A 14,963-nucleotide genomic window follows, 5' to 3' on the forward strand; every position below is an offset into this window, starting at 1 on the left:
AGTATGCCCGAAGACAGGGGAAAACTTTTATTAAGCTATTGATTAATAATATTTTTATTAAGGTAAAACCAAAGGTGTTTTTGGCTTGAAAAACAAAATATCAAACTGTGGCAATTTTATTATTGCGATCAGGAAACATCGTATAAAACACTGATATTAAATAATTTTCTGTATTACTTATGGTCAGACTTTATAAAAAACAATGCGAAACAATAGGTTAGAATAACCTAGTTTTACACATTACGGTAAAACCGTTACGTCAATGACTTCGAATTTAGCCGTCGTAACGGTAGTTCCAACCACTAATGGAAATTCAAATACTGGCCTTTGACGCAATTCGTTTAAACCGATGGAACGTCTATATCCCTCGCCAGTTTCTGGATCGCGGGTAAAAAATATAACGCTGTCGCGATTTTGACTGAATACCAGTACGGTGGCGTATCTATTTTTTTCCTGGCCTTCAAGACCAATAACTTCCGGCGATAACGAAGTCACATCCACCCTCGTGCCGTTAACCAACATACGCACCGTGTAAACATGGGACATATCCAAATTCTGGGCGCCCATCAAGGTTTGTTGCATGTCATAAGCAGCACCGGAGTCTAATCTTTCCGAGGTAAGGTTTGGGGCGGCACATGCGCTTATAACCGCCAACATTGCCAGAACTGAAACTTGATATATTCTTTTCATTATTTACCTCTTATTTCTAATACTGCGGAATTACGGATCTACCGGCACTACTTATCGTCCGATAAGGCTCTGGGACCAGAATCGGGCAATTCGGTATAAAATGGTTCTTCTGGCGGCATCGAGCGTTGTAAATATTCGCGCAAGCCGCGAACATTATCGGCGGGGTCCGGCTTGCGAATGACGTTAACGACCTGAACCGGCAATTCTTCGATCATATTGCCTTTCAAAAAAGGAAAGCTGAACTGCGGCCAAAAATTAGCTTCTTCCAATGGAATGATGGCCCGGTACCCTTCGCCGTTTTTAGGATTGCGGGTAAATAGCAATAATTCATCTTGATTCAACGAAAAACGCATAGCCGATACCGATTTTTCATCGCCATAACCGGTGGTGGCCAAAATTAGCGGCGCGTGCGTGGTGATGCTGTAAAACTCGTTTCCAATGCGTACTTTAGCCGCATAAACGCGGTTGGCGTTGTATTTGGCCGGTTCCACCATACCTTCTTGGGTGGTGCGCGCGGCCTGCAAAGACAGCCATGTCATTTCAACGGGAGGCAATGGCGGCGTGTTTCCGCACGAGGCCAAAGACAAAATAATTATTAAGGAGAATAAGAATGGTGCTTGTTTCATGATCGAACCTGTTTGTTATGGATCATCTTATAAGGACAAGATTATGGCTGCAACGATTGTTTAGGGGTTGTGGATGATAGCGGGACAGAAGCCAAATACCGGTTAAATTGGGGCAACGGGGTAATTTCGATGGTTGATGGATCCACGCCAAATGCGGACAGCCATTCTTTAGGATCGCGTCCAAGGCCGCTGATATTCAATCTGCCTTCTTTATATTCAACACGATCGATTGATATGCCGGGCGGCAAGGTTTGAATCAAACGGCTTAGAATTGGGAAAAACCGGCTATTTTCTTGCGCTTGAAATTTGTCAAAATCTTCCAATGTGGAACGCATCGTCTGCATTGCTTCGTAACGCTGTTTGGTATTTTGCACTTCGGTCTGCAAAGTGGCGATATCCCGCATCAACTTTTGCTGTTGCCAGTCATATTGAAATGACCAAAGCGTATAACCGACCGCCAATATCGTTACAAAAAGCAATACCAATTTTGCAAACGCTTGCAGCACAGGCGGCAGAATACGCGTGGGCTTGGCGATTAAATCATTTGCGGCGCCAATATCGAATCTTTGCAAAAGGCCTGCCTTGATGGAATCCACATCCGCGGATGCCGGCAATACCGCCAGGGCCGGCGCGGAAATATTTTTTTGTAAAATCAACCAGTCGTTTTCAGGTAGCGCGAAAATTACATTTTCCGCCGAATCGCCACCATCTTTAGTATAGGCAAAATGCACATTTTGTTCCGAACTGAATGGAAAAAAATCGCGGGCAATACGATTTAAATCCGCTTTGCTGGCAATTGGCATCGGACAACGGCGGCGAAACATCAACCTGGGATCGAGAAAGACCACACATTTTTGCGCCCTGGCAAAAGGAGTCATTTCAGACTGGGATTCGATACGAATTTGACCATACCGGTCAGCTTGCCAGCGAAAATGTTTTGCCTTTCCCTGTTCGTCCAAGGCAATAATCCGCTTCGGCAAAAAAGAAAAACTTTTCGGCAATGTTCGAGTCACTGATGACGCGGCCATAATTCCTCTTTACTGCAGTAACGGCTTATTAGCCGGTTTAATAGTGGTTTTATTGCCATCCGGTGTCGGCGATGGCGGATCGTCTGGCGCCAGCGTTGGCGGCGGCGTAGGTCTTTCCGGCACATAAGTCGCGCCTGCGGTTCCGCCATCTTCTTCATCGGCGTCTGTTCCGCGCAAGAAAGTCGGTGGCGGCGGCGGTGGCGGCACCATCGGCGTCGTATCGGATGACATTGGTTTATTTTCCGTCTCCACGGGTTTTTCAACGAACATATCGGCCGGAGCTTTGTTTTCTTGTTCAGGCGGCTTGCCAGTCATTTTTTGTTTGGCTACCGGATCACTGGTGACTGGACTGCGCAGATCGGGATCGGGGGCCTGAGAGGCGCGCATAACATCCGGATTGATGCTGGCAAGACCGGACAAGGATTCGCTGACCAATTTCGCCGAAATTTCATCGACGATTAAATATGGAGTCATGAATATAATCAATTCGGTGCGTTGATCCTGGTCATCGGTATTGGCAAATGCTTGGCCAAAAAACGGAATGTCGCCAAAGAACGGGACCTTAGTTTTAAGCCTGCTTGTGCTGTTGCGAATCAAGCCGCCGATCAGCAACGTTTCGCCGTTTTTGGTAACAAGTTCGGTATTAACTTCGCGAATATTGAATCGCGGACGTTCCCCCGAAGAATCATCGTCCGCACCTTGGCGCGAATCTTGGATTTTCACCGCCATATTGACCGTTCCATCTTCGGCAATGCGCGGTGTAACTTGCAAGCTGACGCCGACTTCCTTGTCTTCGAATTCGCGCTTTGGAATATTGTCGCCGCCTTGTTGTACCGATGTAGTCAGAACCGATTTGACGATACGAACCTGGTCGGTACTTTTGATGGTCGCGGTGGCTTTGTTTTTAACAATGACGCGCGGCCGGGACAAAACACGCAGGCTGGTTTCGCTCGACAATAAATCCAAGGTGGCAAATGTGTTGTTGGCCAACGATACGACGCCGATGCGCGCGGCTGGCGTTGCTATGCGGCCATTGGAAAGATCGGTGGTAATATCGCCGCGCACATTGCCGGCGCGGCCTCCCAAGAACCATTCAACGCCATAAGCCAAATTGTCATTTAACTGTACTTCGACAATAGTCGCATCGATCAATAGACTTGGCACACGATAATCTAAACGATCAATCACTTTTTTAATTTCAAAATATTGATCCGCGGTACAGGTAATCACCAAAGAATTGGTTGGAACGTTAGATACGACTGTAATGTCCGATGCGTCCGGCAATAATCCCGGGATCAATGTCGTCAATGTCGTGCGCACATCGTCAACCACCTGATTGCGCAAGCCATAATAGAAAATTTGTTTTTGTTTTTTGCCTGGTTGATCGACTTGATTTAGATATTGCAGAACGATATCGCGCGTATCCTGTCCATCCGCGACGATCGTAACGCGTTTGGCGCCGGTAATGATCGCCGCTTCAATCTGCTTTTTACCTTCGGTGGAATTCATGCCCAATTGCTGCGGCAAGGTTTGCAATAAAGTCACCATGGCTTCGGCGCTGATATATTTTGGCGAATACACAATGATACGCTTGTCTTTGAATGTCGGCGTATCGACAGTGCGTAAAAATGCATCGATATAACGAATTTCCGGACCACTTCCATTCACGATCAAAGTATTGTGCTTATCCAACAGCATCACGCCTTCGGAATTGGCCACAAATGGGCGCACGATCTGCATCGCTTCGGAAGCATCGATGCTTTTTAAACGCCAAACGCCGGTAGATGTTCCTATTTCACCGCCACCAATAGTTTTGGTGCCGCTATTTTTATTGGTGATGGTGTAGATACCATCAAGACGCGATACCACCACGCCTTGAATGTCCAAAAATGTTTCAAACATTCTTTTAACTTCGGCGGCAGTGAATTCACCTTGCGCCACCCAATTCACTTCTTTGTCCACGAATTCCGAAGAAATCACATATGGTTTTTTTACATATTCTCCAAACACAAATTCGATTACCGCGCGCAGAGAAGTATTGGTAAAATTAATTTCAACCTGACGCGGAGTAAATGGATCCGCCACCTCGTCCACAACTGGCGGCGCTTGGGTAATATTGCCGTTTTCATCGACCATCGGCGGAGCGTCTGGATTTACCGGCGGCGTTGCGGATTTTGCCTTGGTTGATTTTGGCTTGGGCGACGGCGCTTCTTCTTCAGTTTCGGTGGAAACCCGTTTACTGTCGGGGCCGGAATTTTTACCGGACGAAACGCCAAATTCCGCTATGACCCCGCCTTCGCCCCGCGGCATCGGGCCGGTCAATGGCTGATCGTAACTGGCCATTTTATCGAGAACCGACTGGCTATGCTGTACCGCCTGGCTGCTGCGCGTATCCGGCGTGTCTTTGCGCGCCATATCTTCTTTCGTAGGCATTGGGTTGGCGATAAAATAATCGAAATCGTTTTTCTTCAGATTTTTCCAGGTTTCTTTCCATGACGAGCAAGCGGTCAATAACGCCACGCAGCTTACGGTCACAAGAATTATTTTTACGGTATTAGAGAAAGAGCGCATGTAAGATTTACCTGATTTGAATATTTATCGATTGTCGTAGTTGATTGCGATTCTGATTGATATCAATTTCTTTCGTTCCCTGTGGCGTATTGATTTTAATTTGCCCCATATCGACCGATTCCAAACTGCCCCCATCGACCGATCCGCCAACAGGAACGAATTTGTTGCCAGCCATAACTCCCTTTACTCCGGGAATATTGATAAGGCCGTTAACCTCGCCCACAACCTGCGGACCGCCGGCGCCTTTTACCTTTGGTTTACGCATCGATGCCTGCCATGTCTGTCCGCTGGGATCGAACATATTGCGGGAAATGTCCGCCATGATATCAAAATCGGAATTGGCGGCGAAATCGCTTTGCACCACAATTTCCTGGGGCTGATAAAAGAAAATTTGCAAATATGGCGCCGCGAATATCGGTAAAAACGCGCCAATCATCACAGCGCAAGACCGCAACAGCCATTTATTGATGGTCAGCCACTGCAATTTCATTCCGCAGCCTCCGCCAAAAATATAGCCAGACGGCCGCTGATGCTTACCTGGCGGCGCATACGATCAGTGGCGACAGACATGCTGCGCCATATCATGCCATTTTTTCCATCCCCCAAATCCAACATCAATTTGGCCGCATCTTGAGATGAGCCTGTGGTAAAGGAAATATCTGCCAACGCCTTGCGACCGCCCTTTGGCGACAAGGCTTCACTTTCCGCAACATTGATTTTTAAATCTTCCAACGTGCCCAAATCATCGAGCCTGGCGCGCAAGGCATTTTCTATAAAAGTTTTATCGTCGGTATTTTTATCGGTAATCAATCCCGTCAGGCCGCTGATCTTATCGGCATAGGTCGAAGCTAAATTAAAATAGGCTTTATCAATTTCCGCCTGTTTGGCCTTGAAGTTCCGCAAATCCGCGCGCGTACGGTACAAGGATGGCAATGTTTCTATCGTGGCCGGGACCGCGCCGCCAAAATCCGTCGTTGTGCCCACGGCCGAGGCGATATCTTCGGCAACCCCGCCGCCCTGGAACAAGGAAGAAATACCATGGGTATGGTCGTACCAATAAACGCCGCCCAGCACAAAAGCCGCCAGCAGCAAAAAGAATAATCTTTTATTGGGTTTTGCCATTATTATCCTTGAATTGTATAATCGTTTATTCTTAGCGGCAAACAGGCTATTTTTCCATGAAAATCATGGCATTAGGAATGGGTTTGTGGACTGTTATTCAGGCTGCCTGAATTATCTTTTCCAAGTCCCCAGCGGACAGCTTGGATTTTGAAGAAGGCCGAATTCGGGCTGGAGATTTTGCCCCAAGATCGATCACGACATCGCATAAATATCGGCACTGATGCCACAGATGTGGCGGCAATGTATCATCTTTAGATCGGATCAATATAGTCCATGCGGAAGCATCTTCCTGTAAAATAGCTTCAAGTTCTTGATAAGTCTCTAATTCTGCGACTTCATATCCCATCGATTCAAATTTCTCGACCAAATATTGCCTGGTACTGTTTTGTGGCAATAATAACAATATACCTTCGGCAGGTAGAGTTTCGTTATCGTTTAAAGCTTCGCTCCATGGTTCGCCGTCCACTTGTTGCAATAAGGGCAACCAGATTTTTGCGGTGGTTCCGTGGCCTGGCTTTGAAATCAAACTTAATTTTCCGCCATGCGCTTCGGTGATCAAATAGCTGATAGCAAGACCAAGACCGCCCTGCCCTTGCCCTTTGGTTGAAAAACCAGGATCGAAGGCTTTTTGCAACTGCTCTTCATTCATGCCCACGCCGCTATCGTGGAATGAGACTAAAACGCCCTGTTGTTCTAAGTTGCTTTGAATGGATATGTTCCCGCCTTTTGGCATGGCTCGAATGGAATTTGACAGCAGGTTGATAAACACCCGCAAGATCTGGGTAGCATCGACCTCAACACGAATATCCTTGCCAATCGCCGATGCAATCGCGATTTGTTGCGATCGCGCTTGAGGACCAATGATCTTGGTTGCCTCTTCGATCAAATCGAATAATAAAACCGGCTTTAATGTAGGTTTATGAAAAACCTGCCCCGCCCCCAACTGGCCCAGCATTTCCTTGCCGCGTTGCGAAGCCTGATAAACCGCATCGATCGCTTGATTGGCTTCAATATCCTTTGCGCCGGAAAGTTTTTGCCGGATCACATTCAAGTGACTTTGAATTGCCAGCATGAGATTGGAAAAATCGTGATGAATAACTTGGCTGGTTTTGTGAATGCCATGCACGCGTTCGGATAAAATCTTGCGGCGTTCTTCTTGTTCCCGCGCGCTGACATCTTCCGCCTGCAAACTGTAACCGTAAACAACCTTATCAACCATCAACGGCAAAATGGTCAGTTCGATTATTTTTTCCTGTTGCTGATCCTTTATATTAAGCTGGTGTTTCAAGTATCTATTTTGAATCAATGCCGGATCCTGCAAAATGGTTTTTAATTCCGGCAAATAATCCGTAATAGGGCAACCTTCGGCCAAAAATTGGCCGGTGGCGTGATCGATCAACAATTCCTGCGCCGCGGGATTGAATTGTCTTAACCTCCAACCCTTGTCCAATTCCACCAAAGCGATCGGGCTGCGTTGCATTTGATGATGGCGCAAATATTCTTCTTGGCGCAAGGCCTGATTCAGTTGGCGCAATTCCGCGATTTGTTCGCGCGCGCCGGTAATCGATTCGGATTGTTGACCGGATTCGGCGCGGAAATTTAAGACCCCCCAAATAGACCGTTTGGGCATCAACGCATTTTGCATATACGCCATCACATCATACGCCAGCAAAGTGACAAAGGCGGGAGCGGCCAACAAACAAAATTCTGGCCATTCCAAGCCTATGTTGATCAGGCCTTGATCATATCCATAGGTTAGAAAGGAGAATAACGGCAGAAACACCGTAATACCGGCGGCAAATCCAAATGGCAAAGTCAGCAACCGGCTGACGCGCCGCGCCAACTCGGCGCCGATGGTGCATACAACGCCAGAAATAATCAAGCTTCCGGCCAGAGCGATCTGGGTATTGATCGGGGTAAAAAATAAACTTGGCGTTGGCGTAACATGGCCCAATGTTTCAAGAAAAAACGAATAGCCCATGCCAAAAACGGCGCCGCACACCATCACGCCCAAAAACGCGCGGGCCATGCGCACGCCATCCATCGCGTAAGTTAACGTGGCGCCAGCCAACAATGCCGGAATAATGCCCAGCAAAGCGGCGTTGATTTTATAATCTTGCCAATCCACCCACCAGCCGATTTGCACCAATTGCCAAACGAGGAAAGTCAACAAACCTCCCAATGCCAGCATCGGCGCCATGGTTATTTGGCCGCGCAATTGATGCAAGGCCATGATTAATCCGGTGGCGATAAAATAAACGCCGACAAAATATAACGGCGATGCGTATAACGCGTAATCGAATTGAGACCATACTGGCATTATGCCGGTTGCTGGCGTTATAAATTCTTCGACGTACCAGCCAATGGAACTGTTCATACCCTACCCTTTTTATATTAGGCCGCGTTAACTGCTGCACGGCGGTTTTCACCGCGCTTGCGGCGAATCGAGCGAATCTGCACCCGAATAGTGTGCACCGACCGGTCCAAGCGAAAAGCGATTTCTTTGTCACTGAGACCCTGGCGGATTAATTCGTAAATTTCATGTTCACGCGATGACAATGCCGTCCCGCGGGGAAACATATTCCGCGCCGGAACGAATTCCTGTGCAACGGATTCATACCATAATGGCGCCGTGGCGGGATTGGATTGCAGCAATTTTCCAATCGCCACAATTAATTCGGAAAAATCGACAGTTTTGGCAATGTAGGCCGTCGCCCCCATACTAAGCGCGTGCAGAATATCGTCGCGATCCTGGCTGCCCGATAACAACAAAGAATATTTTGGATAATGTCCAGCAAGCGCGGGGTCGGAAAATAATTGGCCGCCGCGTCCGTCCGGCAAGTTAATATCGATAATGGCCAGATCATAAATTTTACTGGCCACTTTTTGTTTGGACTGGGCCAGATTGCCAGCAATTTCAATGGAACAACCCGGATACTGGCCTTTCAATGCGGCTTCCAATCCGGCGGCTACCAATGGATGATCATCAACGATTAATATTTGCATTTTACCCCTGTTTATTCCTTATTTTCCTAGTGTAGCGTCCCGTATTACAGATGCAATCAGTTTTTCTTATATCGTTGCCTTTTTGGTTTATAAATATCTTATTGATATACAATAAAAATATGGTCTTTACTGCATGTACACATCCAATATTTTCTTTCTTTCCGGCAAATAATCGGCGTGCAATTCGATTTTTTTACCCTTAAGCACAACATGCACCGGTTGGTCTTGCGAAGCGCTGTCGGTGACCTTTTCATTCCATTTTTTAGCCGAATCCGTTCCGATCAACCCAACCAAAGTCTGATTATACAATGGATCGTTTTTTTGTTTCTCATATTGCAGGGCGGCGGCCACTTCCGCAGGCTGAAGTTCCGTATAGGCGGCGATGCCTGCCGGCGTGTTGTATTTATAATTAATGCGCGCATCGGTTCCATATATTGTGAAATTGCGCCGCAGAAAATTGATCATCGCCGCATCTATGCCCGGAATATAGGATAATTGATCGAACCGGTCGATTAAACGATTTGGGAATTTGGTGATATAACGATTATCCGATTGGAAAGGGCCTTCAGTGTTGCCAGCCAACGCATTGCGGTCTTCGTCATGAAAATCGACCAAGAACTGCGACAATTTTTCCGCAGCGCGATCTTCGATCCCGAGCCATATTAAATACCGCTCTAAATCTTCCTGATCGATGTAATTTAAATTTGGCTTGGCATTGCCTGGATATATTTCCAATATGTAATTTTCTCCATCAAACGCGATAGTTTGCGGCGAGTTATCCAACGAATAGCGTTTTGGCAATCCAAAATTGCTTATAGTGCCGCGTTCGATGCGGACCTTTTCTTCCTGCAATGCATTCAGCGCTTTGTTGACCTGGCTTAAATCGGGGATATTCAGTTGAAACCCCATTTGCGATAACATTTCCCGCAAATTTTCAATCGGCGCTCCGGATCCGCCAAGAGAAATCCTGGTTTGATCGACCAGCACAATTTTACGTTCCATTTCCCATCGCGCATCCACCGCCATCGGTTCGCCCTTCATTTCAAACAAGACGAAATTGAATACGCTGCTGATTTTCTTCCAATTAATCGGATGCGCCAGGGTGCGTTCCAGCTGCGCCGGCGCCGAAGGCGCCTGCTTGAAAAAATATGCCATCATGACCGCGCAAGCGGTCAAGATCCAGAGGCAGTAGACCAAGATAAAACCCCCGGAGCGAAAACAATTTCTTTTTTCTGTCCGGCCTGATGATAAGTCAACCGGGCTAAAGGAGGCATCATCTTTTTGTCGTTCCATTGATTGGACCATCTTTTTTTACCGTCTTCCCAATACTCAAATTCCGCACTATCAATTCCGCTAAACGCCGTCAACTCCATAGAAAACTTCCCGCCATACTGCCGCCAGGAATCTATTTGCGCGGTATATTGCTGCTGGCTGTCATCCCACCACGGCGGAATGGTAACTTCGTGATATTGGATAATTTTCAAACCGGAATTATAGCGATAGGTAACCAATACCGGCTGGCCATTATGCCCAAATTGCGCGCTATTGCGGCTGATGAAAGACAGGCGGTCGTTCCTGGCATCGACTGCGGAGAAATAATTATTCAGCCCGGCGTCGATCGCTTCGAACTGCAAGCGTAAAAAATATTGGGTGCCCCATTCTTTATTGGTGCTTAGCGCGCGTTGCCCAACCTTACGAACCGTATCATAGATATTCGAGGCCATAATAATCAATGCGCTGGCCAAAGCGACGCTAAGTAAAATTTCGAGCAAAGTGAATCCGCGCTGATTCAATTGGTTCTGCCTTTCACCGCAACCGGCGAATCCGGATTCGGCAACAATCCCGGCTGCAACAAACGCACCGCAAAATCGCCATCGCCGCCGAAATCGAACACCTGGAAAGGCGAAAACGCCACCGTCATCGGCACATCCACGTCTTCGTATTTATAATTATTTACCTTTATTTTTTTCTCTTTGCCTTCTTCGTCGGTACGGCTGACCAGCAATTCTTTTTCCGTAAGACGCGCGCTTACTTCTTTCCATTTAATAGCCGAGAGCATATTGGCTTCGTTCAAACTTTGCGCCACTAGCGCTTGTTTGGCCAACGAACGTTCGGAATATTTCATTATGGTATATAGCTGCTGCAACATCACCGTCGCCCCCAAAGTCAGAACGGTAAAAGCAATCAATACCTCAAGCAGGGTAAATCCCCTGCGATTTTGTTTGCACAGAAAGCAAAATCGCAAGCGGGATAAAATTGGAAACATTTACCAAATTATTGGGTGGTCGAAGAAGACGACGAAGTGGAACTGCGTAAACGGGACGAACTATTCAATGCCTTGATTGCATTGATCACGTCGCGGGTATTAACCAAACCGTCGCCATTAACATCCGCATCCGCATTCGGACGGGCCGAGCCTAATTCCGCTTTGATCGCATTGATATCGGCCTGGTTAAATACGCCATCGCCATTGACATCGTAAGTTTCATTAACGGTCCCATCGCCACCATCACCGCCGCCATTCCCGCCGCTGCCGCCGGAAATAAGCGTACCGATGGTTGGATTCAAAGAAAAACGGGATGGGAATGGAAAAGTTCCGCTATACGGAAAGGAAACCGGCGAACCGTTGCTGGTTAATTGATAAGTGGCATTGCCTTTTTTCAGCAACGCGGTCAGCGTGGTGCCATTGAAACTTTGAGTTTTGGCCATATCGACAAAATATGTGCCGTCAGACGCAATAACCGATCCTTGGCCTTCGGTGCGATTGAGGCTGGTTGGCTGAACAATTAAAATAATGTCGTTCACGGCTGGGGACACGCCGCCAGCGCCAGTAATCGTTCCAACAACTTGCAAATTAGACGGCACTTCTTGAGCAAAAGCGGGGGAAGCAACCATACCGCCTACCGTCAACATCGACACTATCAGCAAAGCTTTTGTTATAAGGGATGGAATCGTCGGCATCTTTGATAAAAACATACACCCAACCTCGAACGATTGATTAATTAACGAATAATCCGCCTATACCCAATAATGAGTATATTATCAAGTCTTAACCTTTGAATATTTGCAGTTTTTTCTTACAATTCACAATTAATACCTGAAATACGGCCCAATTATGGACAATTTATTGCGGAGCCAGATCGGTTAAGGAATAAACCGCTACCAGCATGGATATCACAATAAAGGCGATTACCAATCCCATCACCAAAATAATAAGCGGCCCTAACAAATTAGCCATGGTTTTTGCTTTTAATGTCACCTCATCGCCGATTTGCTGTCCGGCTTTTTCCGCCATGCTGTCCAGCTTGCCGGTTTCTTCGCCAATGGCCAGGAACCTTACCGCCAATGTTGGAATTCCCGGAAAATTATTCATCGCCAGACTGAGATTCCGTCCGCGCCGCACTTCGTTTTGAATATCCATCATGCGTTGCTGAATCACTATATTCGATGTGGATTTTGTTATAAGTTCCAGCGCCGACACCAGTGGCACGCCATTCCGTAATTGCACCGCCAACAAAGACATGACTTGGGCGGTATAAATTTTAGATAGGAAACTTCCTGCAAATGGCAAACGCAGAATAATTTGAGACCACCAAGAACGAAAAAATTGCGACTGCCTGATATAATATTGCAGTCCGACGACAGTCAGAATAATTGTGCCGAGAATATACCATCCATAAGCCATCAACAAATCGCTGAAAGCAAAAATGAATCGCGCATTCCAGGACAGCATATTAACTTTATCCTGAAACAAATCCTTAAATGTCGGAATAACATAGATTCCAAGGATAATGATCGATACCAAACTTAATACCACCAATACTATCGGATATAACAATGCGCCCTGAATATCCGCGCGCATTTTACGCGACCGGTCATAATGAATTTCCAGCGTTTGCATGACTTCAGCCAACTGGCCGCTGGCCTCGCCAGCGCGGATAACGGTAATAGCCAGGGGATCGATTGCGCCCATGGATTCCAGGGCTTGCGATAATTGCTGACCTCGCTTTACGCTTTCGCGCAATTGGCCGGCAAAATTCGACAATGTTTTATCGGCGCTGTCTTCGCCTATGATTTGCAAGGCGCGATCAATAACAATGCCACTATTCAAAAGCGGACTTAGTTGACCGATCAGACGCGCCAGCAAGCTGCGTTTTAAACGCGGCAATTTAGCTTCCTTGCTTTCAACCAGAATTAATTTGCGTTGTTTTAAACGGCGCTCTAATTCTGCCGAATTCTGCGCATATTCCTGGCCTTGCTGTTGCTGACCGTCGCGGGCATAAGCGGTATATTGATAAACCGGCATCAGCCCACCACGCGCAAGATTTCTTCGATAGTGCTTTCACCGGCTAAGACACGGCTGAATCCATCTTGCAACATGGTTATGTAGTCGCTGCCGGCCGCATTCGAAATATTTTCCGGTGTCGGTTCCGATAAAATGGAACTGCGCACAGATGCATTGATGCCCAGAAACTCTGAAATCGGCAACCGCCCCTTATAGCCGATTTGTCCGCATTCGGGGCAACCTTTGGCATTATAAATTCTGGCGCCTGGCGCAAATCCATATTTTTTTACATGAACTTCGCTAACCACGCCTGGACTTCTGCAATGTGGGCACAGTTTACGCACCAAACGCTGGCCAGTGACCGCAATCAAAGAGCTTGCAAGCAAATAATCGGCAACGCCCATATTCAACAAACGGCCGATGGCGCCAACCGCGCTGTTGGTGTGAACGGTGGATAAAACCAAGTGGCCCGTCAGGGCGGCCTGCACCGCAATTTCCGCGGTTTCACGGTCGCGAATCTCGCCCACCAAAATTACATCGGGATCATGCCGCAAAATCGAACGCAGAGTGTTGGCAAATGTAACGCCAATTTCCGCATTCACCGGAATTTGCGAAATTCCTGGGATATCGTATTCCACCGGATCTTCGACGGTGATAATTTTTTTATGGCCATCGACAATATCGCGCAGACCGGAATAAAGCGTGGTGGTTTTTCCAGAACCGGTCGGGCCGGTTACCAAAATCAAGCCATGGCTTTTATTTAGAACTTCGCGGAATTGCGTAACCATGCGCGGACTGACACCCAACGCGCCCAGCGACAATAATTGTTTTTTCTGATCCAGCAAACGCAACGCCACGTCTTCGCCGAAATTGGTCGGGATCGTGGAAACACGGACATCCACGTCCTTGCCGCCGGTTTTAACCGAAAAACGGCCATCTTGCGGCAGGCGGCGTTCGGCAATATCCAATTGCGACAGAATTTTAATGCGGCTGACGATCGCGGGATATTCTTCGACCGTTGGCGCGGGCCGCGCATGCAACACGCCATCGACACGATAGCGCAATTCAATTTTATTCCGCATCGGTTCCATATGAATATCCGACGCGCCAACCTTGATACCGGATAAAATCATGTCGTTGACATAACGGATGATTGGCGCTTCCAACGCCAAATCTTTTAAATGCTCGATATCGGAAATGTAAGAATCGGAGGTGCTGGATTCGCCATCGATATGAAAATGATTTTCCAAACGAAATTGAATTTCGCGTTCTGGCGCGATGGCAATTTCCGCCTGCGGCAACAAGCGTTGCAACATATCCACCAGCCCGTCATCCTCGGGATGGGCAATGACCACCGTCAATTTATCTTCCGAATGCACCGGCAGGACGCGATTGAATAGCAAGAAATCCTGGCTTAAATTGGATACATCGCTGACTTCGCCACGGCCATTCCAAACCTGCAAACCGGACAGGGTTGCGTAAATCGAATATAACTGCTCATCGCTGAACACGCCCATGTCAAGCAAGGTTGCGCCAAGACCGCGGCCGGTTTTCTGCGATAATTTAGTAGCCTCGCTGATAATTTCCGGCGAGACCGAATCATTTTTTTCAAGATGTTCGCGCAATTGACGCATG

Annotated in this window: 14 protein-coding genes; all 14 read right to left on the reverse strand. The window is 47.4% G+C overall.

The window, feature by feature from the left end; genetic code table 11:
- Positions 1-240: 240 nt before the first annotated feature.
- The 14 genes from EYC62_09430 to EYC62_09495 all read right to left on the reverse strand — a co-directional run bounded on the left by EYC62_09430 (position 241) and on the right by EYC62_09495 (position 14,962).
- Positions 241-690, reverse strand: coding sequence for a hypothetical protein (locus tag EYC62_09430; GenBank protein TAH32235.1), 450 nt, complete (start codon positions 688-690; stop codon positions 241-243).
- Positions 691-737: 47 nt separating this feature from the next.
- On the reverse strand, positions 738-1,316 hold the full coding sequence (locus tag EYC62_09435) for a hypothetical protein (protein TAH32236.1): 579 nt from the start codon (positions 1,314-1,316) through the stop codon (positions 738-740).
- A 41-nt stretch (positions 1,317-1,357) separates the two neighbouring features.
- On the reverse strand, positions 1,358-2,344 hold the full coding sequence (locus EYC62_09440) for a hypothetical protein (protein ID TAH32237.1): 987 nt from the start codon (positions 2,342-2,344) through the stop codon (positions 1,358-1,360).
- Positions 2,345-2,353: 9 nt separating this feature from the next.
- A complete protein-coding gene (locus EYC62_09445; GenBank protein ID TAH32238.1) occupies positions 2,354-4,915 on the reverse strand; it encodes a hypothetical protein in 2,562 nt (853 codons plus the stop codon).
- Between the two features lie 7 nt (positions 4,916-4,922).
- Entirely contained in the window at positions 4,923-5,405 is a 483-nt protein-coding gene (locus tag EYC62_09450; protein TAH32239.1) for a hypothetical protein, read from the reverse strand.
- Positions 5,402-6,037, reverse strand: coding sequence for a hypothetical protein (locus EYC62_09455; protein TAH32240.1), 636 nt, complete (start codon positions 6,035-6,037; stop codon positions 5,402-5,404). The genes EYC62_09450 and EYC62_09455 overlap by 4 nt, the downstream gene beginning before the upstream one ends.
- A 97-nt stretch (positions 6,038-6,134) precedes the next feature.
- Entirely contained in the window at positions 6,135-8,414 is a 2,280-nt protein-coding gene (locus tag EYC62_09460) for a hypothetical protein (protein ID TAH32241.1), read from the reverse strand.
- A gap of 17 nt (positions 8,415-8,431) precedes the next feature.
- Positions 8,432-9,043 carry a response regulator transcription factor gene (locus EYC62_09465; protein TAH32242.1) on the reverse strand — a complete coding sequence of 204 codons (612 nt, stop codon included), beginning with the start codon at positions 9,041-9,043 and terminating at the stop codon, positions 8,432-8,434.
- Between the two features lie 126 nt (positions 9,044-9,169).
- On the reverse strand, positions 9,170-10,348 hold the full coding sequence (locus EYC62_09470) for a hypothetical protein (protein ID TAH32243.1): 1,179 nt from the start codon (positions 10,346-10,348) through the stop codon (positions 9,170-9,172).
- Positions 10,216-10,986, reverse strand: a complete 771-nt coding sequence (locus EYC62_09475; GenBank protein TAH32244.1) for a prepilin-type N-terminal cleavage/methylation domain-containing protein — start codon at positions 10,984-10,986, stop codon at positions 10,216-10,218. The genes EYC62_09470 and EYC62_09475 overlap by 133 nt, the downstream gene beginning before the upstream one ends.
- On the reverse strand, positions 10,833-11,309 hold the full coding sequence (locus EYC62_09480; GenBank protein ID TAH32245.1) for a prepilin-type N-terminal cleavage/methylation domain-containing protein: 477 nt from the start codon (positions 11,307-11,309) through the stop codon (positions 10,833-10,835). Before EYC62_09480 ends, EYC62_09475 begins: the two co-directional genes overlap by 154 nt.
- Positions 11,310-11,317: 8 nt before the next feature.
- Complete coding sequence (locus tag EYC62_09485; protein TAH32246.1) at positions 11,318-12,019, reverse strand: hypothetical protein; 702 nt, start codon at positions 12,017-12,019, stop codon at positions 11,318-11,320.
- A 148-nt stretch (positions 12,020-12,167) separates the two neighbouring features.
- Positions 12,168-13,349, reverse strand: coding sequence for a type II secretion system F family protein (locus EYC62_09490; GenBank protein TAH32247.1), 1,182 nt, complete (start codon positions 13,347-13,349; stop codon positions 12,168-12,170).
- Positions 13,349-14,962 (reverse strand): type II/IV secretion system protein, encoded by a 1,614-nt coding sequence (locus EYC62_09495; GenBank protein ID TAH32248.1) that lies wholly within the window; start codon positions 14,960-14,962, stop codon positions 13,349-13,351. The genes EYC62_09490 and EYC62_09495 overlap by 1 nt, the downstream gene beginning before the upstream one ends.
- Between the last annotated feature and the right edge of the window lies 1 nt (position 14,963).

The organism is Alphaproteobacteria bacterium (assembly GCA_004295055.1).
Taxonomy (GTDB): Bacteria; Pseudomonadota; Alphaproteobacteria; order SHNJ01; family SHNJ01; genus SHNJ01.

Coding starts and splice junctions, on each gene's coding strand:
- EYC62_09480 (TAH32245.1), bottom strand. CDS start 11,309: ATGTTTCCAATTTTATCCCGCTTGCGATTTTGCTTTCTGTGCAAACAA.
- EYC62_09430 (TAH32235.1), bottom strand. CDS start 690: ATGAAAAGAATATATCAAGTTTCAGTTCTGGCAATGTTGGCGGTTATA.
- EYC62_09440 (TAH32237.1), bottom strand. CDS start 2,344: ATGGCCGCGTCATCAGTGACTCGAACATTGCCGAAAAGTTTTTCTTTT.
- EYC62_09465 (TAH32242.1), bottom strand. CDS start 9,043: ATGCAAATATTAATCGTTGATGATCATCCATTGGTAGCCGCCGGATTG.
- EYC62_09450 (TAH32239.1), bottom strand. CDS start 5,405: ATGAAATTGCAGTGGCTGACCATCAATAAATGGCTGTTGCGGTCTTGC.
- EYC62_09435 (TAH32236.1), bottom strand. CDS start 1,316: ATGAAACAAGCACCATTCTTATTCTCCTTAATAATTATTTTGTCTTTG.
- EYC62_09455 (TAH32240.1), bottom strand. CDS start 6,037: ATGGCAAAACCCAATAAAAGATTATTCTTTTTGCTGCTGGCGGCTTTT.
- EYC62_09460 (TAH32241.1), bottom strand. CDS start 8,414: ATGAACAGTTCCATTGGCTGGTACGTCGAAGAATTTATAACGCCAGCA.
- EYC62_09470 (TAH32243.1), bottom strand. CDS start 10,348: ATGGTCCAATCAATGGAACGACAAAAAGATGATGCCTCCTTTAGCCCG.
- EYC62_09495 (TAH32248.1), bottom strand. CDS start 14,962: ATGCGTCAATTGCGCGAACATCTTGAAAAAAATGATTCGGTCTCGCCG.
- EYC62_09490 (TAH32247.1), bottom strand. CDS start 13,349: ATGCCGGTTTATCAATATACCGCTTATGCCCGCGACGGTCAGCAACAG.
- EYC62_09485 (TAH32246.1), bottom strand. CDS start 12,019: ATGTTTTTATCAAAGATGCCGACGATTCCATCCCTTATAACAAAAGCT.
- EYC62_09445 (TAH32238.1), bottom strand. CDS start 4,915: ATGCGCTCTTTCTCTAATACCGTAAAAATAATTCTTGTGACCGTAAGC.